At 55.8% G+C, this 24,168-nt stretch carries 20 protein-coding genes; 8 read left to right on the top strand and 12 right to left on the bottom strand.

All coding sequences use genetic code 11. The features are described 5' to 3' along the window. Nucleotide 1: 1 nt before the first annotated feature. Nucleotides 2-1,249: a YbfB/YjiJ family MFS transporter gene (locus ACFQPC_RS05745; RefSeq protein ID WP_382270720.1), complete on the bottom strand. Its 1,248-nt coding sequence runs from the start codon at nucleotides 1,247-1,249 to the stop codon at nucleotides 2-4. Between the two features lie 135 nt (nucleotides 1,250-1,384). Here ACFQPC_RS05745 and ACFQPC_RS05740 point away from each other — a divergent pair, with 135 nt between their 5' ends. Beyond that, nucleotides 1,385-2,281 carry a LysR substrate-binding domain-containing protein gene (locus ACFQPC_RS05740; RefSeq protein WP_382270719.1) on the top strand — a complete coding sequence of 299 codons (897 nt, stop codon included), beginning with the start codon at nucleotides 1,385-1,387 and terminating at the stop codon, nucleotides 2,279-2,281. A gap of 131 nt (nucleotides 2,282-2,412) precedes the next feature. After that, nucleotides 2,413-3,624, top strand: coding sequence for a sodium/glutamate symporter (gene gltS, locus ACFQPC_RS05735; protein ID WP_382270717.1), 1,212 nt, complete (start codon nucleotides 2,413-2,415; stop codon nucleotides 3,622-3,624). Between the two features lie 17 nt (nucleotides 3,625-3,641). On the opposite strand, the gene ACFQPC_RS05730 is transcribed toward gltS, so the two are convergent. Genes ACFQPC_RS05730 through ACFQPC_RS05715 form a run of 4 tightly spaced genes read right to left on the bottom strand, consistent with a single transcriptional unit; the run spans nucleotide 3,642 to nucleotide 7,777 of the window. Continuing rightward, complete coding sequence (locus ACFQPC_RS05730) at nucleotides 3,642-4,007, bottom strand: response regulator (RefSeq protein WP_382270715.1); 366 nt, start codon at nucleotides 4,005-4,007, stop codon at nucleotides 3,642-3,644. A gap of 18 nt (nucleotides 4,008-4,025) precedes the next feature. After that, complete coding sequence (locus ACFQPC_RS05725; RefSeq protein ID WP_382270713.1) at nucleotides 4,026-4,577, bottom strand: hypothetical protein; 552 nt, start codon at nucleotides 4,575-4,577, stop codon at nucleotides 4,026-4,028. Between the two features lie 6 nt (nucleotides 4,578-4,583). Then, on the bottom strand, nucleotides 4,584-5,303 hold the full coding sequence (locus tag ACFQPC_RS05720) for a methyl-accepting chemotaxis protein (RefSeq protein WP_382270711.1): 720 nt from the start codon (nucleotides 5,301-5,303) through the stop codon (nucleotides 4,584-4,586). A gap of 53 nt (nucleotides 5,304-5,356) precedes the next feature. Further along, on the bottom strand, nucleotides 5,357-7,777 hold the full coding sequence (locus ACFQPC_RS05715; RefSeq protein ID WP_382270709.1) for a HAMP domain-containing protein: 2,421 nt from the start codon (nucleotides 7,775-7,777) through the stop codon (nucleotides 5,357-5,359). 346 nt (nucleotides 7,778-8,123) lie between these two features. On the opposite strand from ACFQPC_RS05715, the gene ACFQPC_RS05710 reads away from it, so the two are divergent. Genes ACFQPC_RS05710 through ACFQPC_RS05700 form a run of 3 tightly spaced genes read left to right on the top strand, consistent with a single transcriptional unit; the run spans nucleotide 8,124 to nucleotide 10,717 of the window. After that, nucleotides 8,124-8,420: an ArsR/SmtB family transcription factor gene (locus ACFQPC_RS05710; RefSeq protein WP_382270707.1), complete on the top strand. Its 297-nt coding sequence runs from the start codon at nucleotides 8,124-8,126 to the stop codon at nucleotides 8,418-8,420. Between the two features lie 21 nt (nucleotides 8,421-8,441). Then, nucleotides 8,442-9,620, top strand: a complete 1,179-nt coding sequence (locus ACFQPC_RS05705; protein WP_382270705.1) for an MFS transporter — start codon at nucleotides 8,442-8,444, stop codon at nucleotides 9,618-9,620. Between the two features lie 38 nt (nucleotides 9,621-9,658). Beyond that, a complete protein-coding gene (locus tag ACFQPC_RS05700) occupies nucleotides 9,659-10,717 on the top strand; it encodes an alkene reductase (RefSeq protein WP_382270703.1) in 1,059 nt (352 codons plus the stop codon). 56 nt (nucleotides 10,718-10,773) lie between these two features. On the opposite strand, the gene ACFQPC_RS05695 is transcribed toward ACFQPC_RS05700, so the two are convergent. Genes ACFQPC_RS05695 through ACFQPC_RS05685 form a run of 3 tightly spaced genes read right to left on the bottom strand, consistent with a single transcriptional unit; the run spans nucleotide 10,774 to nucleotide 13,793 of the window. Beyond that, nucleotides 10,774-11,091: a GNAT family N-acetyltransferase gene (locus tag ACFQPC_RS05695; protein WP_382270702.1), complete on the bottom strand. Its 318-nt coding sequence runs from the start codon at nucleotides 11,089-11,091 to the stop codon at nucleotides 10,774-10,776. A gap of 27 nt (nucleotides 11,092-11,118) precedes the next feature. Next, a complete protein-coding gene (locus tag ACFQPC_RS05690) occupies nucleotides 11,119-13,044 on the bottom strand; it encodes a sensor histidine kinase (protein WP_382270700.1) in 1,926 nt (641 codons plus the stop codon). Nucleotides 13,045-13,097: 53 nt separating this feature from the next. Next, nucleotides 13,098-13,793: a response regulator gene (locus tag ACFQPC_RS05685; RefSeq protein ID WP_382270699.1), complete on the bottom strand. Its 696-nt coding sequence runs from the start codon at nucleotides 13,791-13,793 to the stop codon at nucleotides 13,098-13,100. 212 nt (nucleotides 13,794-14,005) lie between these two features. Here ACFQPC_RS05685 and ACFQPC_RS05680 point away from each other — a divergent pair, with 212 nt between their 5' ends. The 3 genes from ACFQPC_RS05680 (at nucleotide 14,006) to ACFQPC_RS05670 (ending at nucleotide 21,053) form a co-directional block, all read left to right on the top strand. Next, on the top strand, nucleotides 14,006-18,814 hold the full coding sequence (locus ACFQPC_RS05680) for a two-partner secretion domain-containing protein (RefSeq protein ID WP_382270697.1): 4,809 nt from the start codon (nucleotides 14,006-14,008) through the stop codon (nucleotides 18,812-18,814). Nucleotides 18,815-18,844: 30 nt separating this feature from the next. Then, entirely contained in the window at nucleotides 18,845-20,536 is a 1,692-nt protein-coding gene (locus ACFQPC_RS05675) for a ShlB/FhaC/HecB family hemolysin secretion/activation protein (protein WP_382270695.1), read from the top strand. An 88-nt stretch (nucleotides 20,537-20,624) separates the two neighbouring features. Then, nucleotides 20,625-21,053, top strand: coding sequence for a YybH family protein (locus ACFQPC_RS05670; protein ID WP_382270693.1), 429 nt, complete (start codon nucleotides 20,625-20,627; stop codon nucleotides 21,051-21,053). Between the two features lie 27 nt (nucleotides 21,054-21,080). Here ACFQPC_RS05670 and ACFQPC_RS05665 read toward each other — a convergent pair whose 3' ends face one another. The 4 genes from ACFQPC_RS05665 to ACFQPC_RS05650 form a co-directional block, all read right to left on the bottom strand. Next, a complete protein-coding gene (locus ACFQPC_RS05665) occupies nucleotides 21,081-21,488 on the bottom strand; it encodes a lysozyme inhibitor LprI family protein (RefSeq protein WP_382270692.1) in 408 nt (135 codons plus the stop codon). Between the two features lie 103 nt (nucleotides 21,489-21,591). Further along, complete coding sequence (locus tag ACFQPC_RS05660) at nucleotides 21,592-22,353, bottom strand: ABC transporter permease (RefSeq protein ID WP_382270690.1); 762 nt, start codon at nucleotides 22,351-22,353, stop codon at nucleotides 21,592-21,594. Beyond that, nucleotides 22,350-23,276 (bottom strand): ABC transporter ATP-binding protein, encoded by a 927-nt coding sequence (locus ACFQPC_RS05655; protein ID WP_382270688.1) that lies wholly within the window; start codon nucleotides 23,274-23,276, stop codon nucleotides 22,350-22,352. Before ACFQPC_RS05655 ends, ACFQPC_RS05660 begins: the two co-directional genes overlap by 4 nt. Nucleotides 23,277-23,420: 144 nt before the next feature. Continuing rightward, entirely contained in the window at nucleotides 23,421-24,080 is a 660-nt protein-coding gene (locus ACFQPC_RS05650; protein WP_382270686.1) for an NAD-dependent epimerase/dehydratase family protein, read from the bottom strand. Between the last annotated feature and the right edge of the window lie 88 nt (nucleotides 24,081-24,168).

The raw sequence follows: 24,168 nt of genomic DNA, 5'->3' as shown, positions 1-24,168 counted from the left end.
ATCAATTTTCCTTTTTGCATAGACCGAGTGTGGCTGGAATAGGGGCGGCGGCATTATTAACGCTGGTCGTTTTTGGTGTGAGCATGAGCAACAGGCAGCCGCTGGCCATGAGCAAGCTGCCAAGTGCGAACAGGGGCAGGTAGCTACCGAGCACACCATACAGTGCTGACATGCCGTAACCGGATAAGGCTTGTGCGCTGGAGAAGGAGACTGCGCCTATGCCCCAGACCCGCTTGTACGCGGTGGGGCCGACCAGTTCCATCACACGGCCGGAAGTCAGGGTCACCAATCCCGTCACCATGACGCCGACGATCAACGATGATGCGGAACGCCAAAACAAGGTGATCGATAACAACGGTATCGCAATCGCGGCGGCTTTGATAAAGAAGCCCAGTGCCAGGCTGCGGCGCCAGCCGAAACGCTGCCCTATGAAACCTGCCAGCAGCGGGCCGATAATCGCACCGATGCCGAATAGCAGCCATTGGAACGAAGCGGCATCAGTACCCAGCGCTTTTTCGCGGTCGAGGAAGTCGACCCAGAATACCGTGTGCGGAATGAAACCGGCGGCATCGAAACCATAGGCAACCACAACCAGCAAAGCAGCCATGCTTAAAGCCGGGAGCGGCTGATCTGCAACCGCAGCTGTATCCGCCCGGGTGCTTGCAGCTTTATTGTCGGGGGCAAGATTGGCGAGCCGCCGTAAGCCCCAGTCCGCCAGCAGGCCTGCGACCAGGGTCAACAGTCCCAGTACCAGCCAGGCTGCGCTCAGGTTCAGGCGCAACAACATCGGGATCAGGCTGGCCGAGAGTATCGCGCCCATCCCGATCCCGGTGAAGACGAAGGACGCTACAGTAGCCCTGCGTTCCGGTGGTATTGCGGTTAATGCCACTGCAGGCCCGATCACCATCAGCAAGCCGCCGGCCAGGCCGGAGATGAAACGCCAGATAAAAAACCAGCTAAACGGTGCCGGTAATGCACACAGGACGAAACTCAGGACGATGGCGGCAAAGGATAGCCCTAATAGTTTGCGTGCATCAAAACGTTCGGACAGGCGAAATGCCAGTAGCGCACCCAGCAGGTAACCCAGCAGGTTGGCGGCACCCAGGTAGACCGCTTGCGAGCTGGGGAACCAGCCCTGATGGATGACAGCCGGCAACAAAGGCGTGTAGGCGAGCCGCGCCAAGCCAACGGCGGCCAAGGTTGCCGTGGTGCCAACTGCGATAGCGGGTAAGTCGCTGCGTGAGGGCATATGTTTTCTATTTTCGATGCAAGAAGGACTCTTGTTGATAGCATCATAGTCGCGCAAAGATAGCACTACAAACGATTAGTAATGATAAGCTGTATCACGTTTAGAGATGCACGGCTGTATGCCGGAGGTGGGAATATGGATCTGAAATCATTACGCTTATTCATTGCGGTGGCCGAAACCGGCAGCTTTGTCGCAGCTGCCGAACGACACCACACGGTGCAGTCGAATGTGACCGCGCATATCAAAAAACTGGAAGATGAAGTCGGCGCGCAATTGATAGAGCGCGGCACACCCGCTCGGCCAAGTTCGGCCGGCTTTACCCTGATGGCTTATGCCGAGCGCTTGATCCAGACACACGATGAAGCGCTGGCCCTGTTCAAGGGGGGCGAGGTTAGCGGCAGTTTGCGGGTGGGGGCGATGGAAACCACGACCGCGCTCCGTTTGCCGCCCTTGCTGACGCAATTCCATGCGAGTCATCCGGACGTGGAGCTGAAGCTGACGACCGGGCCGACGGCAAAGCTGGTGGCCGGTTTGCATGAAGGGCGCTTTGATTGTGTCTTCATTGCCGGCAAACTGGAAAATCCGCGTTTGTACCAATACAAGGCTTATCGCGAAGAGTTGGTGCTGGTATCAGCGTCGCCGCTGAAAGCCATGCCATCGGCCGATGAGTTACGCGCGTCAACTTTCCTGGTGTTTGGCCAGGGCTGCAGTTATCGCCAGCGGGTCGATTTGCTGCTGGCTGACAGCGGCGTCTTTTCCTCGCGCATGGTCGACTTCGGCTCACTCGATGCCATCCTCGGTTGCGTCGGGGCCGGCATGGGCTATGCATTGATGCCCAAGGTCGTGTTCGACGCACACAAACACCGCTTCCCGATTTATTGCCTGAAGCTGCCATCGCGACTCGGCGTGGTGGATACCTATTTCGTTGCTGCGCCGCGCACGGGTTGGGCACCGGCACTCGCTTCGTTTGCCGAGGCACTCGCTCATGTGACGGCATCGAAGCAGCTTGAAGGAAAAATTGCGATGCTGTAATGTGGTGTATCAGATGTTAATTGATGCATGGCGTCTGCCCATATACGTAGAGCGATTTGCCGTCTTTTGATGGTTCCAGCCTGCGGATGTCCGGTTTTCTGATAGTCGTTCAAAGAAACGAAAGGCAGTAAATGATTAGTTTAGATGTCCTGCAAACCCTGGTGGCTGCATCGCTCGTATTGTTATTGGGGCGCAAACTGGTCGCGTCGTCTACTTTCCTCAAAACCTATAGCATTCCCGAACCGGTGGTCGGCGGCTTGCTGGTCGCCTTGTTGCTGTTTGCATTGCGCAGCGTGTCCGATGCGCAGGTGCAGTTCGACGGCAGCCTGCAAGGCCCGCTGATGCTGACTTTCTTTGCCACCATAGGCTTGAATGCGAATCTGGCCAGCCTGAAATCGGGCGGTCGCACGCTGACCCTGTTCCTCGTTGTCGTGCTGGGTTTACTGGTCGCACAAAATATTATAGGCATCAGCATGGCCAAGCTGATGGGGCTGGATCCGCTCATCGGTTTGCTGGGTGCATCGATTTCATTATCCGGTGGCCATGGTACCGGCGCAGCATGGGGCAAGGTATTTGCCGAGCGGCATGGCCTGGCGGCAGCGACTGAAATTGCGATCGCATGTGCCACCTTCGGTCTGATCCTGGGTGGCCTGGTAGGCGGCCCGGTAGCGGGATTTCTTGTAAAACGTTTTCAGTTGCAATCAACTGAAACGGAACAGGATGCCGAAGACAAGATACAGCAAAGCTTCGAAAAGCCGAAAGCGGTACAACTGATTACGCCGCAAGCTTTTATCGAGGCCCTCGCATTGATCGCGATCAGTCTTTCGGTCGGTACCGTATTCGCTAATCAATTGAACGGCACCGCATTTGAATTGCCGACTTTTGTGTGCGTGTTATTTGTCGGTGTCGTGCTGAGTAATGGCTTGTCGGCGCTGGTTGGCTACAAGATATTTGAACGTGCGATCCAGTTGCTGGGCAATGTCAGCCTGTCGCTGTTCCTGGCGATGGCGCTGATGAGTTTGCGCTTATGGGACCTGGCAACGCTGGCCTTGCCGGTCTTGCTCATACTGGCGGTGCAGGCAGTGGCGATGGCAGCGTATGCGGCATTCGTCACTTTCCGCGTGATGGGTTCCAATTACGATGCTGCGGTGCTGGCAGCGGGGCATTGCGGATTTGGCCTCGGTGCCACGCCGACCGCGATTGCCAATATGCAGGCAGTGACGGAACGTTTCGGGCCGTCACATGTGGCTTTCTTGGTGGTGCCTATGGTCAGCGCATTCTTTATCGATATCGCGAATGCGCTGGTGATCAAACTATTCCTGGCGCTGCCTATTTATAACTAGCAGCGCCTGTAAGCCTGTCAGGCTACCAGTTTCTTGAAGGTCGCCAGGACCGCATCACCTTTGAATGGCTTGACGATCCAGCCCTTGATACCGGCAGCCTTGCCGCGTTCTTTCATCATCGGTGAATTTTCAGTGGTCAACATGATGATGTTGACGTTCGTGTTGCCAAGTTCGCTGCGGATTTTTTCAGCCATGGTCAGGCCATCCATATTCGGCATATTCACGTCCGAGATCACGAGCTTGATGCTCGAATCGCCTTTCAGCTTGGCCAGGCCGTCGCGACCGTCAACCGCGAGGATCACATCAAGGTCATTCTTTTTCAGGAAATCGCCCACTTCATTGCGGACGGTGGCGGAGTCATCGACTACGAGTATTTGTGCCATGTTTTTCTTTTCAAGTAATTAAAATAATTCGAGTTCACCGGTACTGGCGCTGGCTTCATCTTCCGCCACTTCAAAATCCAGGTCGTCATATGCACTGACGCACAGGCTGACGTGGAACAGCGGTGCGCCGTCAACGTTGACGGCGAAGTGCTGGATGTGGCTGCAGTTGAGCATTTCTATATAGGACAGGCAATGGCCGTCGAGGAAGTTGGGCGTCGACATACCGATGTGCGGGAAGTAGCTGCCGAGCTCGCGATTCAGGATGCCGCAAAACAAATTGCCGTATTCCGCGATTGCATCATGGAAGGCCGGGCGCTCGCTGCCTTCTTCCGCCAGTTCCTGGCTGCCGACCATGTATGCGGTGGTTTGCCTGTCTTGCTTGAAATGGATCATCACCATCAGGCGGAACAGGTAGGACGAAACCGTGAGTACCACAGCTTCCTGGTCGACCAGCTCGCTGACTTCGGAAGTAATGCAGATATCGCTGTGTTCAATCGCCGCCGGCAGGCTGGCCTTCAGCGAACGGATGAGTAAGGTGTCGAAGCCTTCTTGCGCGTGTGGACTGATCATGATGCTTTAAACGGTAAGTGCTTCTTTGGTTTTGTCGTTGACCAGGTTCAGGCCAATGACGGCACCGACGATCATCTTGCCGCCGGCTTGCAGGTCCTGGAAAGTGGTGGTGGTGATCAGGTCGCTTTCATGCAGGTTGCTGCGATAGCTCTTGGACAGCTTCTCGGCACGCTGTGCCAGTGAGCGGACTTCGGCAGCGACCACGGCAAAGCCACGACCGTGTTCCCCGGCGCGCGCTGCTTCGATAGATGCATTCAAGGCGACGATGATGACCTGGTTGACGATCAGTGCAAATTCATCGTTCTTCACGCGCATTTCACGGTTGTGCTTGATCAGCACGCCCATATCGTCATGCCAGCGTTCGAAGGTTTTGATCAGACCCATCAGGCGGGCAATGGTATCGGCCGCACGTTCGCAGTTCTCCACTGCGATTGCATTGCTGTCTGCATTGCGTTCGGACAAGCTCCGGATCAATTGTTCATGCTCTTCCTGTAACTGCGACAGCTGATCCTGGTTCAGGAGCTTTTCCTGTTCCAGCAATTGTTCATGCTGTTCCATCTTTTGCTGCATATCGCGCATCACGTTTTGCAGGTCATGTTCGAGTGCTTGCGCTTGTGCGATATCGACCATGCCGGCCAGGCGGCGATTCAGTTTGCGGATACGCCATTGCTGGAACAAGCCGGCAAGCAGCAGGCCGATGACAAGGAAAATAATAGAGTTAAGCATGATGGCAATCGATTCTCTGTTCAGTGGTTCTCAGGGCACTTCCGGTTCGGTACTCAGGCCACGCGGCTATCGTCCGGAAGATCCTTGGTATTGCTGTGTTCGGACAATGGTGTTTGCAACAATTCCTGCAGCAATGTGTCGTCCGCCTCATCGGCTTTGACGGCAAAGGCGGCCGGCAATGCAACGATGATGTGGAACTGGCGGAAATCCGCGCCTGTTGCGTCATCGTCGAAGCGGATATCGATGCTGCCGTTTTCACGGCTGACGAAAGCCAGTACCGCATCCATGCCGACACCACGACCGGATACTTCGCTGACCTTGTCGGCAGTCGAGAAGCCGGCTTGCAGGATCAGGCGTGCCGCGGCCAAATCATCCAGCTGTTCCGGCGCTTCGCTCAAACCTTTATCCAAAGCGATCTGGCGTATGCGTTTCAAGGCCAGGCCACGGCCGTCATCGCGCAGTGTGATGTTCAGCATCTGTTCTGCCATGTCCATGCCCAGGCTGATCTTGCCGGCTTCCGGTTTGCCCAGTGCGACGCGTACCTCAGGCGTTTCGATGCCGTGGTCCATCGCGTTGCGGATCAGGTGCATGAAGACATCCTTGAGCAGGGCGCTGATCTGGTTGTGGACGACGTAGCCGCCATCCTTGATCTCTATTTTCGGTGCTTTCTTGCCCAATTCCTGCGCCAGTGCCGGCATCGATTCGATCACGCCGGACAGTGTTTCATCGATACGTTCGGTACCCAGCAGGCGCAGCGTGCGGCGTACGGCATTGCGCACGGCGACCAGCTCGTGCAGGTTGGCGGTATTCACGTTTTCCAGGCGATGCAGGCTTTCCTGGATATGCTTTTTATCGATCATCAGATAGCTGTCAACCTTGCCGCCACGGCCCGGACCCTGGCGGCTCAGGCTGACTTCATTGATGCGGGCATAGCGTTCAACGGCGGCGCGTACACCGGCCAGCTCATCCAGCAGCAAAGCCTGGTCCCAGACCCGACCGCTGTCCGGTTTGCGCAATTCATCGTAGTGCTGCTCGGCTTCGTGCACGATATCGGCCAGGTGCAACAAGCCATAGGTGCGGCCATTGCCCTTGATGGTGTGCATATTGCGGAACAGCTTGGCAACGGTGAAGTCGCTGCTTTCCGTGTTGTGACGGATCACCAGTTCATTTTCATCGATGAATTTCAGCGAGCTGACGATGAAGTCATGGAATTTATCCTGGCTGACGGCGAGGATTTCACCGATGATTTCGAGTTCGCGTTTTTGTTCGTTGGCTTCGGCGGCGAGTTGGCGCAGCTCGGTCACATCGCGTACGCACAGCATCAGGCGTACGATCATGTCGTTATCATCGACGATAGGCGACCAGCTGAGGTCAAGGATCTTGACGCGGCCGTCCGGCATGCGTTTTTCGATTTCACCGACCATCAAGTGCTGGTTGAATTCGAAGTTCATCAAATCTTCACCGATGCAGGCACCGCCGATGGCTTCCATTTGTGCCAATGTATCGGCACCGAGGTTGGTATCGGCAAACACAAAGTCCATGATGTCGCGGCCGACGATATCCTTGCTTTCGAACACGGTTTCCAGATAAGCCGAATACTCCGGATGGATCTTGTTGCCATCGACGATGGTCAGGATGCCTTGCGGGATATTTTGCAACATGGTCTGGATATCAGCAGTTTTCTGGCGTACCAGCGCTGATGCTTCCTCGATTTTTTCCAGCATGCCGTTAAAGGCCTTGATCGAGTGGCCGACTTCATCCATGCGGTCGATAGGCACGCGGCGGGTGAAGTCCTGGCTGGCGGCGATTTCACTCATCATTTTTTGCATGCGGCTGATCGGACCGGTGATCTGGCGATACAGCAGGAAGCCGATGGTCGCGAGGAAGATGACCGCAAAGATAGTGACAACCGTAATCGCGGTGGTGGTGGTCGCCAGGTTTTCATTCAGGGCGGCAATTGCGACGTCCTTGCTGCGGTTCTTTTCAATCCGCAGCGTATCGATGATCTGTTCCAGTTCCTGCTGGAATTGCACCACATTGCCGAACAGCGAAGCCTTGGCGATTTCATCCTTGCCGGCCAATTTCAATTGCATCGTGCTGTCTATCGCATCGAAGTAATTGACCAGGCTTTCCTTCGCCTGCTCGACCAGGCCGCGTTGCGCCTGGCTGTCGACCTGTTTCAGTTGCAGGTCCAGCGCTTTTTCCAGGATGTCTTTCTTGCCGCTCAGCTTTTCATTGTTTTGTACTGCGATTTGCATGTTCGGCTCGGACACGATGGCCATCGCCGACAACTGCACTTCTTTTAATTGCGCAACGAGGTCGGATGAGGCGAGGGTACTCGGCACCACACCTTCGGTGACGGTTTTAACTTCGACCGCGCTGCCACGCGACTGGAATACCGCGTAGCCGCCGATCAGTGAAATAGCGATGAAAGTCAGGATGACGAGGAGGGTGATACGCAGGCGGATAGTCATGGCAGAGGGCCTTCCATTGGATGTTCGGGGGCAGAGGCTCAGCCGGCCTGGAGGTGAAGATCTGATGTGGCCTGCTTAGTCTTGTTGCTTGGCGGCATTGTTGCATTGGAGCATGACAGGCTTATGACACGGGGAAATTGAAAGAAATTGATATAGGAAAAATCGCAAAACTGGAATTTGATGATGATCGGAACTGCGCGGAAAGCCTTTATTTATAAAGGATTGGCCCAAAAACAGAGGTCGCCAGCAAGCTCGATTTATATATCGTATAATGACGATATTAAATTTTGAAGAAGGCGATATTTGTTTCGTCTTTTGGCGAATCGTACAGATACAGGACATCAATATGGACATCGATGCTATCCACAAGGCTTTGGCAAATCCGGTACGCAGGCAAATCCTGCACTGGTTGAAATCGCCGGAAGAATATTTCGCAGAGCAGGAGCACCCGCTGGATTTTGGTGTTTGCTGCGGCATGATCGACAAACGCAGTGGTTTGTCGCAATCGACTATTTCCGCCCACCTGGCGACCTTGCAGGCGGCGGAGCTCATTACCCCGCGCCGCGTCGGTCAGTGGGTTTTCTTTAAACGCAATGAAGTCACGATCCAGGCCTTCCTGGATGCGATGCACGGCGATTTGTAATCCCACTTTCAGAAAGACTGTATGCCCTTAGCTTTAGTCATATTGGCGCTGAGCGCCTTTGCCATCGGTACCACCGAATTCGTCATCATGGGCCTGTTGCCCGATGTGGCGCGCAGTTTGTCGGTATCCATCCCCAGTGCCGGTTGGCTGATCAGCGGTTATGCCCTGGGCGTCGCGATAGGCGCACCCATCATGGCGGTCGCGACGGCTTCCTTGCCGCGCAAACGTGCTTTGCTCTTATTGATGGGTATCTTCATCGTCGGCAATGTGCTGTGTGCGGTGGCGACTGATTACAACTTCCTGATGGTGGCGCGCATTATCACTGCGTTGTGCCACGGAGCATTCTTCGGTATCGGTTCGGTGGTGGCTGCCAGCCTGGTGCCGGAAAACCGCAAGGCATCTGCCGTTGCGCTGATGTTTACCGGTTTGACACTGGCGAATGTACTCGGTGTGCCTTTGGGTACCGCGCTGGGCCAGATCGCCGGCTGGCAAATGCCGTTCTGGGCGGTAGCGGTACTCGGCGTTTTGTCGCTGATCGGTTTGTGGCGCGTGATGCCGGTCAATCGCAATGAAGAAAAAACCGACTTGCGGGCCGAGATCGGGCAGTTGCGCAATGCCGGCCTGTGGGCTGCGCTGTCAACCACCATGCTGTTTTCCGCCGCAACGTTCGCGCTGTTTACCTATGTTGCACCTTTGCTGGAAGACGTCACCAAACTGTCGCCGCATGGCGTGACCTGGACCCTGTTCCTGATCGGTCTCGGCCTGACGGTCGGTAATTACCTCGGCGGTCGCCTCGCAGACTGGCGTCTCGGCACTGCATTGACCGGCATCTTCCTGGTGCTGGCAGTGGTCAGCTCGCTGGTGCGCTGGACCAGCCCGAGCCTGATTCCGGTCGAAATCAATTTATTCCTGTGGGCGATGGTGTCGTTCGCTGCAGTCCCGGGTTTGCAAGTCAACGTGATGATCTTCGGTAAGGCGGCACCGAACCTGGTGGCGACGCTGAATATCGGCGCGTTCAATGTTGGTAATGCGCTGGGGGCGTGGGTCGGCGGCTCCGTCATCAGTGCCGGTTTTGGTTTGCAGGCAGTTCCGTTGGCGGCAGGCGTGCTTGCGCTGACGGCAGTAGTGGCGATGCGCGTATCGATGCGCCTGGCCGGTGATGAAACGACGACACCCGCCGTGGCAGTCGCTCAGTGTTAACTTAAATTAATTCCAGACAATTTTTCAGAAAGAATACGATGACTAACCATTTATTTACCCCTATCAAAGTCGGTGACCTGACTCTTCCTAATCGCGTCATCATGGCGCCACTGACCCGTTCGCGCGCGATCGGCGGCGGTCGTGTGCCGAATGACCTGATGGTCGAATATTATGTGCAGCGTGCATCGGCAGGTTTGATCCTGACCGAAGCCACCGCAGTGACACCGCAAGGCGTCGGCTATGCGGATACGCCCGGCATCTGGTCCGAAGAGCAAGTCGCGGGCTGGAAGAAGGTGACCGACGCAGTGCATAAAGCCGGTGGCCGGATTTCGCTGCAACTGTGGCATGTCGGTCGCATCTCGCATCCTATGTTCCTGAACGGTGATTTGCCGGTGGCGCCAAGTGCCATCAAGCCTGCCGGTCACGTCAGCATTGTGCGTCCGCAAGTTGAGTATCCAACACCGCGTGCACTGGAGCTGGATGAAATCCCGGGCATCGTTGCGGCTTATCGCAAAGGTGCGGAAAACGCCAAACGCGCCGGCTTCGACGGCGTTGAAGTACATGGCGCGAATGGCTATTTGCTGGATCAATTCCTGCAAAGCAGCACCAATCAGCGTACCGATATCTATGGTGGTTCGATTGAAAACCGTGCGCGCCTGATGCTGGAAGTAACCGATGCCTGTATCGAAGTGTGGGGTGCGGGCCGCGTCGGTTTGCACCTGGCACCACGCGGTGATTCGCATGATTTGAGTGATTCGGATCCGGCGGCAACCTTCGGCTATGTCGCTGCCGAAATGGGTAAGCGTGGCATCGCTTTCATTTGCGCGCGTGAATCGCTGGGCGAAAACCGCCTGGGTCCGCAATTGAAGCGAGCCTTCGGCGGTGTATATATCGCGAATGAAAAGATGAGCAAGGAAATCGCTGAAAACGTGATTGCCACCGGCGAAGCCGATGCGGTAGCATTCGGCAAATTGTTTATCTCGAATCCTGACTTGCCACGGCGCTTGAAAGACAATGCGCCTTTGAATGCGCCACATCCGGAAACCTTCTACAGCGGTAATGCGGAAGGCTATACCGATTATCCTGCGCTGGGTTAATCAGCGTTGCCAGCACCTGTCCGTGGACGGACAGGTGTAATCGACATCAACACTTGTCATGGAAAGCCGATGCTGAAAATGCGTCGGCTTTCTGCTGTTACGAGGGCGTGATGTTGCGGGTTCTTGCGCAGATAGCTGATGAAAAAACCGCAAACAGGGACGATGTGTTTGTCCATAGCCTGCACGTGCGCGACCGCCCTGGCCGCCATGCGTGAGCCATAACCCTGGCCAGCGAGTGCCGGTGATACTTCCGTATGCATAATCATGCATACCTGATCAAAGACGTAATAGTCGACGAAGCCGATCAGACGGTCTTCATCCATCCATTCGTAGCGCTGCAAGACATTGTCTTCGTTCAAGGGGACCAGTTTCATTCCGGCAGGATAAAGCAAATTGCCGGTTTATGCGCCGCGTTGCAATGGCAGCCATAGCTGGAACAAGGTTCCTGCATCCCCCGAGTGCCAACTGACTTTGCCGTTCAGCGCTTGCGCACGGCGCTGCTGGTTATGCAGGCCACGTCCGCTGGCGTTGGCCAGTGCATGTTCTATATCAAAGCCGTGGCCGTTGTCTTCTATGCTGATGATGACGCCATGGGTGTCGCGCGCAGTGGCGACACGTATCGCATTGGCGCGTGTATGGCGCAGGATATTGGCGATGCTTTCCTGCACGATACGCAATATATGCAATGCGCTGGAGGGGTCGAGCCAGCCCAGTGTCGGCAATTCCTTGACCTCCCATTGCAAGGCGATGCCGGTGCCTTCCAGTCGCGGTTCGAGGCGGAAGCGCAAGGTGGCGAGCAGTAGCAGCAAATCAGCTTCCACCGGTTCCATCGAGTCTATGGTCAGTTTCAAGTCGTCCAGGCAATCCTTCAAAATCTGTGAAACCTGGCCTTCACTGATGCCGCCGTTTTCCATCGAGCGGATCGCGCTGATCAGTGAGGAACCGAGGCCGTCGTGCATGTCTTGCATCAGGCGTTGACGTTCGTCACTGATGGTTTGTCGCATTTCCACTTCGCGTAAGCGTCGGTGGCTCAATTCGAGTTCCGCTTCCCGCTGTTGCAGGCGCAGCGCGAGGCTGGCGTTGACTTCTTCTACTTCGTTGATGGCGCGTACATAGCGGCGGTACATCAGCACGCCGAATACGGTGAAGCAGACTGCATTGGTGTACGCGCCCAGGTACCAGCCCTCCGGGCTGATGAAATTATTTTGCAGCAGCCAGTCATCGACGCCGAGCAATGTGCAAATCAGTATGCCGATCGCGATCAGCCTGCCTTCACCCGATACGCGCCATGCATTGATACCGCCGATCAGGCCGGCAGTCGCCCCCATCAGCGCTGCGACCAGGTATATCAACGGGGTAATCTTGGGTGTATTCGGCAGCAAGGTAAAGAAGGGAAGCGTCAGTATGCCTACCAGCACGGTAGTGGCGACCAGCGCGCGCGTGAGCCATTTCAGCGGCCGTCCATGTAACTGGCGCAGGAAGAAATGCACCGAGGTGACGAGCCAGAATAGTGAGTTGACCGTCAGCCACGCAAACCAGTCGTTTGCTATCGGTATGCTGCTGTAGAAATGCAGTCCGCGCAGGAAAGCGGTGGCGGCCAACTGGAAGAACAGCAGGTAAGCGATCTCATGCTTTCTTTGCGTCCAGACAAATAAGGCGAAAATACCGACCGCGAGAAATGCCATGCTCAACATGGCGGGCAATTCTTGTTGCAGCCATAAGCGCAGGTGGTAACGGCTGTACAGCGATTCTGTCGGACCTATCCAGATCGACGACAGCGCGACCTGGCTTTTGGCGCTGTGTTCCAGGCGTATCAGGATCTCGCGCAGTGGTGGGCTGTCATCGGTTTTGGCGAATTCTATCCAGAGCGGGGTGCGGCTGCTATTCCATAAAGTGCCGTCTTGCTGGGCGCGGTGCACCAGCTGGCCATTTGCATAAATCGCGACGGTGCCGCCGGTACGTACCCGTGCGGCGTATAGCGCGAGCGGTTTGTCACTGGTGGAGATGTCCGGTAGTTGCAGCCTGAACCAGGTGGTTTGGGTCGCGTCGGGAGTACGCATCGTACCGGCCTGGCGCAGCAGGGCGACCGGCGGTGCAAACGGCAGGCTCACGGACTTCCACTCTGCAGGCAGGGCCCGGCTGTCGAAATTTGATGGTGTCAGCGGGTCGTATCCGGTGCCTGCTTGTACCTGCCATTCAATTTTCTGTGCATGCAGGTCGACACTGGAATCGCTATAGCCACCAAAAGAAAATGCCGCCACCAAAATCAACAGCGCTACTGAAAATATCAGCAGTATGGTCGAGATCAGGGATGGCCGTTGATTCATGCCGGCAGCAGCCCGATGCGGAAGATCAAAGGAAAGGCGCACATCGCTGGGCGCTAGCTCGACAGCAAGCCCTGGGTCCTGGCCTCATACAATGCTTCGGCTTTGGAAGTGACCTTTAGCTTGCTATAAATACGACGGACAAAAGTACGCACGGTGAAATGCGAGAGTTGCATCAGCTTGGCGATTTCCTGTGTGGTGAAGCCTTTGCTGATGAAGTCCAGTACTTCGCGTTCGCGGCTGGAAAGCAGGGCGGAGCTGTCTTCGAGCGGCGGCTGCTCCTCGGTGCTGACAGGAGCGCTGGTGCGGAAGCGGGCCAGGATCTGACGCGCAATGATAGGGCTGATCGGACTGCCGCCACTGGCGATACTGCGGATTTCATCTATCATCCGGCTCGGCGAACTATCCTTCAACAGGTAGCCTGCTGCACCGGACTCAATTGAGCGCATGACGTGCGTCTCATCGCCGAAATTGGTGCTCACCATAATGCTGCAGCTGGGCCAGAGCAGCACTGCCGCCTTGATCACATCTATGCCCGAACCGTCAGGCAAGCCGAGATCGACCAGCAAGACATCTGCCGGTGCGCCCTGCAATAAGGTCAGGCCTTCGGCGCGGGTACCGGCCGAACCGGCCAGGTGCATATCGGGTGCATCCTGCACCACCTTGCTTAAAGCTGAGCGAAAACCAGGGTCATCCTCGACGATGACGACGTGGATGGGCAGGGACTCGGAGCTGTTGATAGGTGAATTCATGGGTCAGCCATTCTACGCCCGGTGTTTACAGTTGTGTGCAGTTGCGTGTAGCGCATTTGTTCTACATACAAAGGCGGCCGCAATCCCTATAGTCATGGCACTTAAAAATACCATACAAGCGCACACCGTCCTGACGGGACGACAGCGCAGCTGGTCTGGTCGCTTGCTGACTGAAACAAGCGCCTGTTGTCGTCTTATAGGGAAGAATAAAAATGAACCACATCTATCGGCTGGTCTGGAGCGCCTTGGCGCAAGCATGGGTCGCAGTTGCAGAAAATGCAAGGGCGCATGGGAAAACGACACGGGTGGGCAAGCTAGCTGCAGCACTTGGTCCACCGCTGATACTGCTGTCCGGTGCCATGCTTATCACTCCTTCCGGCCATGCGGCGAATGCAGCCGATGCGACGGTCACACTGGGCAGCGGCAGCGTCAGCACGGTAGGCAACACCACCACCATCAAGCAGAATTCGCAAAACCTCGCCATCGACTGGGTCGGTTTGTCGACAGCCGCCAACGAAGCGCTGATCTTCAACCAGCCCAACTCTTCCGCCATCGCACTCAATCGCATTACCGGCTCCAGCCCCAGTACCTTGCTTGGCAGCCTGACGGCGAACGGGCAAGTCTTCATCCTCAATCCGAACGGTGTGCTGTTCGGTGCAGGCTCGCAGGTCAACGTCGGCGGCCTGGTGGCTTCGACGCTGGGCATGAGCAATGCCGACCTGCAGGCGGGGCGCATGGTCTTTGCGCTGGATGGCAATACGAATGGCAGCGTGGTCAACAAGGGCAAGATCAATGCAGCGGATGGCGGTTACATTGCGCTGATCGCCGCTACGGTGCGTAATGAGGGCGAGATCAATGCCAAGCTGGGCACGGCCTTGCTGGCGGCCGGTAATAAAGTCACACTGAATATCAATAATGGCAGCCTGCTTGCTTACAGCATAGACCAGGGAGCCTTGAATGCGCTGGCGGAAAACAAACAACTGATACAGGCAAATGGCGGTCAGGTGCTGATGTCGGCCAAGGCACTGAATACACTGACGACCGCAGTCGTCAATAATACCGGCCTGATCGAAGCGAAGACGATAGAGAACCGCAACGGTCGCATCATGTTGATGGGCGATATGGAGGTCGGCACGGTGAATGTGGCAGGCACGCTGGATGCGAGTGCGCCGACCACCGGTAACGGCGGCTTCATCGAAACCAGCGCCGCGCACGTAAAAATCGCTGACGATGCACTCATCACCACCAAGGCAAACAATGGCACCAGCGGCAGCTGGCTGATCGACCCGGTCGATTTCACAGTAGCCGCCAGCGGTGGCGATATCACCGGCAAGGCGCTCTCGACGCAGCTCGCGAATAACGGCCTGGTCACCATCATGAATACGCAAGGTGCGAATGGCACGGCAGGCGATATCAATGTCAATGATGCAGTCAGCTGGAGCAGCAACAGCGTCCTCGAACTGATCGCGCAGCGCGATATCAACTTCAATGCTGCTGTGACCGCTACCGGCGCGACTGCAGGTTTGAAGTTAACGTATGCCGGCGATTACAAAGTCAAAGCGCCTGTCACTTTGAGCGGCAGCAGCTCAACGCTCAACATCAACGGCAATAATTACACCCTGATACGCAGCATGTCGCAGCTGGACCTGCTGGATGGCCAAAACTCTGTGACGAATAGCGGGACAGCACGTCAGCACAATGGCTACTACGCGCTGGCGCAAGACCTGGATGCGGCCGGTACAACTTATGTGAGGAGCTTGCTGGGCGGTAGCAGCAGTACCACTTTCCTCGGCACCTTTGCCGGGATGGGGCATACCATCAGCAATCTCACCATCAATGCCGCGGGTGGCGCAGGTTTGTTTGGCTTGATAGGTGCAGGGTCTGTGGTACGTGACCTGGGTATGGTAGGCGGCAGTATCTATGGTGCGAGTGGCGATGTTGGCGCGATCGCAGGGCGCAGTTCTGGCGGCACTATCAATAATGTCTATGCGACCGGGATGACGGTAGGCGGGACCACGCGCATCGGCGGCATACTGGGTTATCTGAATGGTGGCATGCTCAGTAATTCATACTCCAATGTGACTGTCGTCGGTGGTAATAGCAGCAGTGGTGGATTGGTAGGCACCAATAGCGGCAGTATCTCTAACTCTTATGCCGAGGGTGAAATAAGCGCTGGCGGACTGGTGGGCGGTTTGGTCGGCACCAATAATGCCGGTGCGTCGATTACCCAATCCTATGCGAGCGGCAATGTCATTGGTAGTTTTGGCGGTAGCCGTGCCGGTGGACTGGTCGGATTGAATTCCGGTGCTATCAGCTACGCTTATGCAACCGGTGCCGTATCCGGGGATAGCCTGGTAGGTGGGTTGGTAGCATGGAATTATCCTGGCGGATCGATTAGCAATGCTTATGCCAGCGGCAATGTCACACTTGTTGTCAATCCGGCCCTTTCCGGTACCTATGCCGGTGGTTTGATCGGTTCCGATAGCTCAACGACTACAAATGCAGTCTGGGATAGCAGTAGCTCCGGGCATGTAAGCTATACCGGGACTATCGGCAGCGCGACGAACACTACCGATGTCAATGCAGGCAACCGTTACCAGCATAGTGCGTATAGCGCGCTGGGAAGTTGGCAAGAAACTGTGACCGGCTCCGGTGTCTGGATCGCCTATGACGGCAGCAACAATCCACAATGGGTGATGGTCGAAGGCTCAACCCGACCTTTCCTTTACAGCGAATGGTCGACCACGGTAGGCAATGCGCATCAGTTGCAATTGATGGCGGCGAACCTCTCGGCAAACTACACGCTTGCAAAAAACATAGACCTCAGCGCGACACGCGGCAGCAATGCCAGCGGTATGTGGAACACAACTGGCTTTGCCTCCATCGGGAATGGACCGCTTGCCTTCACCGGAACGCTGGATGGATTAAGCCATACGATCAGCAATCTGTACATCAACAAGCCGGTTGGCGAATACTCGGGTCTGTTTGGCCGGACAGGTATCGGCAGCATTGTGCACGACGTGGGCTTACTCGGTGCCTCGGTTACCGGTGAGATGCATGTTGGTGCCCTGATCGGATACAACTCCGGTGGCACGGTAAGAAATGCGCATGCAGATGCGCAAGTATCTGGAGTGATGAATGTAGGTGGCCTGGTTGGCGGCAATAGTGGCGCTATCAGCGCCAGCCACGCCAGCGGTACTGTGGATGCAATTTCGGACGGTGGTGGCCTGGTGGGGGCGAACGACGGCCAGATCAGCAACGCATATGCCAATAGTAGCGTCAGCGGTGGCTCGAACTTGGGTGGACTGCTTGGCGTCAACTTCACAAGTGGCAATGTCAACAATACTTATGCGACAGGCCAGGTAAATAGCAATAACCTGGGTGGTGGCCTGGTTGGATTGAATGACGGCAGCATTTCGAATAGTTATGCGACTGGAAGTGTGGCTGGTAACAACTTCATTGGCGGCCTGGTAGGCATGAACAATAATCTGATTTCCAATAGCTATGCCACCGGCGGCGTACAAGGGACACGATATTTTGGTGGCTTCGCAGGCTTCAACCGCGTAGCTGTCAGTGGTTCATTCTGGAATAGCGATACGAACAGCATAGGCGTGGGGCAGGGTATCAGCACTGGTGTGACAGGTATCAGCAGTGCCCAGGCACAGCAAGCCGCCACCTTTGTGAATGCGGGTTGGGACATCGGCACCAGTGGTGGCACCTCGACTATCTGGCGTATCTATGACGGCTTGAGCGGACCCCTGCTGCGCTCCTTCCTGACGCCGGTTACCATCAGCGCAACTGCCAACAGCAAGACTTACGATGGCAGCGGGACGACGGCAAGTGGCTACACGCCTGTCGCAGGCGTGACGTTAAGCGGCAGCCTGGTTTTCACCAGCTCCAAAAATGCCGGCAGCTATAGCAGCAGCGACGGCACGCTGCAACAAGGCGGCTTGTATTCGACCCAGCAGGGCTATGACATCAGTTATGCCGATGCCAGCCTGACCATCAGCAAGGCTAACCTGACCGTCACTGCGGGCAGCGCAAGCAAAACCTATGACGGCACGACCACGGCAAGCGGCACGATTAGCGTCGGTGCATTGGCCGGTGCCGGTGACCTGATCAATTCCGGCGGCTCACTATCGTTTGATGACAAGAACGCCGGCAGTGGCAAAACCGTGATTGCCAGCGGTGTCACTGTCAAGGATGCCGGTAACAACGATGTCACCGACAACTACAACATCAGCTACGTCAACAACACCAGCGGTTCCATCGCGAAAGCGAACCTGACTTTGAATGTGACAGATGTCACCAAAACATATGATGGCACCAGTAATGCCGCAGCCACGTTGACAGTGCAGAGCGGACAGATCTTCGGTAGCGATACGGTGACTGCCGGTAGCTTTAGTTTTGATACCAAAAATGCCGGTAGTAACAAAACGGTGAGCGCATCCGGTGTCGTCATGAACGATGGAAATAACGGCAATAACTATAACGTCAGCGTCGTCGACAACAGCAATAGCACCATCAACCAGGCAGCGCTCTCGGTCGTGGCCAATAACGATAGCAAGTTGTTTGACAACATCGCCTACACCGGCGGTAACGGTGTGCGCCTGAACGGGCTCGTCAACGGTGAAACGATAGCTGACTTGCAGGGCACGCTGACTTACGGCGGTACCGCGCAAGGTGCGACCGGGGCAGGAAGTTACGTCATTTCGGCAAACGGTTTGAGCAGTTCCAACTACGCGGTGACCTTTGTGGACGGCAACCTGGCGATACGTCCTGTCGTATCCGCTCCTGTCACTGTCGTCCCAGGAGAACTATTGCCCGCCTATACCTCGGCCATACGCAATAGCAGCAATGACCTGCGCCAGGGAAGCGACAGCAGGGATGAAGAACTGCAAATCGCAGCCATGACACCGCAAAAAATGAATGGCACAGATCCCTCGCAAGCCACGCCGCGCCTGAACATCTCGGCTTGCGGGATGAACCTGCCGCCGGCCGCGGGTAATGGCGGTTGCTGATGACTACTTTTATCCATGTTCAGGTTTCCCATGTATAGCCATATCCGTAGCAAGAAAGCTCCTTTCCTTTGTGCATTGACATTGACACTGCTGCACAGTGCAAACAGCGCGGCGCAAACACCGCCCAACGCAGGCCAGATCCTGCGTGAGTTACAGCAGCAACCGGAACTGACGGTGCCGAAGGCAGGTCCGACGGTAGAAGTGGAGGAGCGCACGCTGAACGCGACTGCAGACCAGGGCGGCAGCTTCGCACTGAAGACCATCGCTATCACCGGCAACACCACGTTTACGCAAGCGGAGCTGCATGCACTGGTGAGCGACCTGGAAGGCGCTACGCGCACGCTGAAAGATTTGAATGCGGCGGCTGAACGCATTACCGCTTACTACCGCGAACAGGGCTATCCGGTCGCGCGAGCCTATCTGCCGGCGCAGGAAATCAAGGATGGCGTGGTAACGATAGCCGTGGTTGAAGGACGCATAGCGGCCCAACAATTGAATAACAAATCACGCCTGTCCGATGAACGCGCAGCAGCCTATCTGGATCGTTCAGGCAAGGGTGGTGTGATACGCAGCGACAGCATAGACCGTGGCTTGTTGCTGCTGAACGATACGCCGGGCGTGACGAATGCGCGCGCGACGCTGCAACCGGGCGCCAGTGTCGGTACCTCGGACCTGGTGGTGCAACTGGAGCCGGGGGCGGCCTATAGCGGCAATATTGATTTCGATAATTACGGCAACCGTTATGTCGGCGCTTATCGCCTGGGCGGGACATTGAATATCAACAGTCCCTTGCAGATAGGCGATGTGTTGACGGCCAATGTGCTGACCAGCGGCAGCGGCCTCAACTATGGTCGCGTGGCTTATCAGTTACCGGTCGGTAGCGATGGCTTGCGCGTGGGCGCGGCATACTTTGAAACCCGCTATGAACTGGACAAGGAATTCAAAAGGCTGGATGCGCATGGTACGGCCAGCAGTGCCAGCGTCTTTGCGGCGTATCCTTTCATCCGTAGCCAGTTCAGCAACCTGAACGGTACGCTGAGCTGGGAACAAAAGAACCTGAGCGATAGCGTGGATGCGACTGCCACCACTACCGACAAGCGCGCCAAGCTGCTCACGGCCGGTATCTTCGGTACGCGGCAGGATGCCTTTGGCGGTGGCGGTATCAATAGCCTGAGCCTGTCCGCGATCTTCGGCCGGCTCGATATCAAATCGCCGTCGGCACTGATTATAGACAATGCGTCGGCCAAGACGAACGGCAACTACTCGCGCTGGGCATACAACCTGGCGCGCCTGCAACGTATCAGCGACAGCAATAGCTTGTACCTGACAGTCTCGGGACAGGAAGCCGGCAACAACCTCGATTCGTCCGAAAAATTCGCGCTGGGTGGCGCTACCGGTGTGCGTGCCTATCCGCAAGGCGAAGGCATAGGGGATGAAGGTGTGCTGGCAAGTATCGAATTTCGCCATACCCTCATGACCGGTTTGCAGGGCAGCGTGTTTTATGACACCGGCTCGGTCAAGATCAATCACACACCATTCGGTCCGCCGCAAACAAATACGCGTACCTTGTCCGGTGCCGGTGTGGGTGTGAACGCATTCCTTGCGAATGTGCAGATCAAGGCATCACTGGCCTGGCGCACATATGGCGGTGCGCCGACCTCGATTCCGGAATGGAGCAGCCGTGGACCGACTGCATGGTTGCAGGCCAGCCTGGGTTTTTAACGCAGAGGAAATGCCGGTCGGCATCTAGTGACAAAATGAAGAGCGGCAAGTACCCTGTACTTGCCGTTTATTTTTTCCGGGAATGATGATGCCGAATACAAACCATGATTTGAGCGCACGTACGCGTCAACCTGATGATGTCAGCCGCGTGCTGGTACAGGCTTTGGAAACGGGCGATATCGAAACCTCGCTGGCCGTGTATGAAGCGAGTGCGGTGCTGTTTTCCAAATCCGGCCGCACCATGACGGGACTCGACGAAATACGTAAGAACAATGCGGCATTGATAGCACTCAAGCCCAAATTCGATATCGCGTTTATCAAATTCACAGTGAGTGGTGATGGCACATTGGCGACCAATCGCATGAAAGCGGATTTGTCGTGGAAGGATGCGGAAGGGAAGTTGGTACAAGCCAGCGTGGACACACTGGAAGTCTTGCGTAAGCAGGAAGACGGGTCGTGGCGTTACATCATCGACGACCCGTATGGCAGCATGCGCGCGAATTTGAACGAACGTTAATTCGTTCAAATCCGGGCATGATGGATATTACGATTTAGCCTTGCTGCGACGGCTCAGGAAGCGCTCGAGGTCTGATGTGCGTTGTTCTGCATGCAGGCGGGTGCAGCTGAAGTATTCGATATCCTTCAGGATGCTGCCCTTGTTGTAGATGCTGACGGTCTTGCAATCCTGTTCGACGAATTTGCTCCATTCCTTCTGGGCAATGCGCAATTGCTTCTTGGTCGCAACGTAAGGGATACCTTCCTGGTCCTGTGCCGGGATTTGTTTCAGCAAGGCCTTGTAAACGGTGTCCAGCTTCTCTTGCGCCTTTTGATCCGCTTCCTTGGCGCAGGCATTCATTTCCTGCGGTGTACCTTTGGCGAGGCAAGGATCAACCTGTTGCGCGAAAGCGGCTACCGGGAGCAAGGTCAAAAAAGCCAGTGTAATTTTATTCATCGTATCCCTATCGTGGTTGTGTTTTGCTGACTGCTAGGCCTGTAGCCTACCGCGACAGCTTGCTTGATATTTTGATTAACGTCAATAAAACTGCAGCGCCGCCTCAGGTTTTCAGGCGATAACCGGTCTTGAAGATATACCAGACCGCCGCCATGCAGGCACTCAGGAATACCAGCGTCATCACGATGCTGACCGCCACGCTGACATCCGATACGCCATAGAAACTCCAGCGGAAACCGCTGATCAGGTAAACCACCGGATTCAGCAGCGCGATCTTTTGCCATACCGACGGCAGCATGCTGATCGAATAAAAACTGCCGCCAAGGAAGGCCAGCGGTGTCACGATCAGCATCGGGATGATTTGCAGCTTCTCGAAACCGGTCGCCCAGATGCCGATGATGAAGCCAAACATGCTGAAGGTGACCGCCGTCAGGATCAGGAAGGTGATCATCAATAAGGGATGCGCGATTTCAAATGACACGAAGAGGCGCGCCGTTGCCAGTATCAGGACACCGAGGATGATGGATTTGGTAGCCGCTGCACCGACATAGCCGATCACGATTTCGACATAGGACACCGGCGCGGACAGGATCTCGTAAATCGTACCTGCATATTTCGGCATGAAGATGCCGAAGGAGGCATTCGAAATACTCTCGGTCATGAGCGCCATCATGATCAGGCCCGGCACGATGAAAGCGCCATAGCTGACGCCGTTGACTTCGACCATGCGCGAGCCGATGGCGGCACCGAACACGACGAAGTAAAGGGAGGTGGAGATGACCGGCGACGCGATGCTTTGCATCAGCGTGCGCCAGGTGCGTGCCAGTTCGAATTTATAGATGGCGCGGATTGCGTAGATATTCATGCTGGCGCCCTTACCAAATTAACGAAAATTTCTTCCAGCGAGCTTTGGCTGGATTGCAGGTCCTTGAAGTCGATACCGTTCTCGCCGAGTTTCTTCAGCAATTCGGCGATGCCGGTCTGTTCGCTTTGTGCATCGAAGGTATACACCAGCTCATTGCCATCGGCCGACAATTCCAGTTGCCAGTTGGCCAGCTCGGTCGGTATCGTTTGCAACGGATGTTGCAGGTGCAGGCGCAATTGCTTCTTGCCCAGCTTCGCCATCAGCGCCGCCTTGTCTTCCACCAGGATCAGTTCGCCTTTGCGGATCACACCTATGCGGTCGGCCATTTCTTCAGCTTCTTCAATATAGTGGGTCGTGAGGATGATGGTCACGCCGCTTTCACGCAGGCCGCGCACCATTTCCCACATATCGCGACGCAACTCGACGTCGACGCCGGCGGTCGGTTCATCGAGGAACAGGATTTGCGGTTCATGCGACAGCGCCTTGGCTATCATCACGCGGCGCTTCATGCCGCCTGACAGGGCAAAAATCTTCGAGTCTTTCTTTTCCCACAGCGACAGCGAGCGCAAGACTTTTTCTATGTGTGCATGGTCTTTCGGCTTGCCGAAAATACCGCGGCTGAAATTGACCGTGGCCCAGACCGTTTCAAATGCATCGGTCGACAGTTCTTGCGGCACCAGGCCGATCTTGGTACGTGCGGCGCGGTAATCCTGCACGATGTCATGGCCGTCGGCGAGCACGGTGCCGGTGCTCGGATTAACGATGCCGCAAATGATGCTGATCAGGGTGGTCTTGCCGGCCCCGTTAGGGCCGAGCAGGGCGAAGATTTCGCCGCGACGGATCTCGAGGTCTATGCCCTTGAGCGCCTGGAAGCCGGACGCATACTGCTTGGTCAGGCCTTTGACGGAAATAATGGATTGCAAACTGCCTCCGTGGTATTGGGTGCCGCCGCCGGGCAGGGTATGCAGGCGGTGGCAATCTTTATATGCTTGGTGGTGCCGGCTGCGGCTTGGTGTGGATAAAGCGACAGCTTGAAGTGCCACTTGATGCTGAAATTCAAGACCACATTATCGCAGCGTAACGATATCTTTGCTTTCCAGCAGTTTTTTATCGCTGCCGCGCTTGGCAACGATCAGCATTGCCTTGCCCAGTTGTTCGGTGGTGGTGATTTGTTGCGGGAAAATGGCGCGGAAAATCGGAAAGAGCGGTGCGGCCAGTGTGTAAAAAAATTGGTAGAGCGCGGTTTTTGAACGTACACCGTGCAAGGGCTGGATGACCCCGGGACGGAACATATACGCACGCAAAGGCAGGCGCAGCAGGGCATTTTCGGTCTTGCCCTTGACCCTGGCCCACATCACCGAACCTTGTTCCGAGCTATCGGTACCGGCACCGGAGACATAGGTAAACACCATATTCGGGTTCAAACGGGCCAGAACGGTAGCGGCGGCCAGCGTCATGTCATAGCTGATGCGCGCATAGTCGGCTTCCTTCATGCCGACCGAAGACACGCCGAGGCAAAAGAAACAGGCGTCTATGCCGCTTAACTCCGCTTCGATGTTGCTGTAATCGTACAGATCCGGATGAATAATTTCGTACAGTTTCGGGTGCTGTTGGCCAGTCGGATTACGTCCCAAACTCACAACCTGGGTCACATCCGGGTCGAGCAGGCATTCACGCAGTACGCCCTGGCCGACCATGCCGGTCGCACCAAAAATCAAAATTTTCATTCCATACTCCCGGGTTCTTTCCTGATGGTATTTATTATCCGCCGTATTAGGTAGATACTTGCATCAATGAAATACGTTTTGAAGATCC

It is taken from the genome of Herminiimonas glaciei (assembly GCF_042664955.1).
In the GTDB taxonomy this organism is placed as follows: Bacteria; Pseudomonadota; Gammaproteobacteria; order Burkholderiales; family Burkholderiaceae_D; genus Oxalicibacterium; species Oxalicibacterium glaciei.
This window is presented reverse-complemented; position numbering and strand designations above follow the sequence as displayed.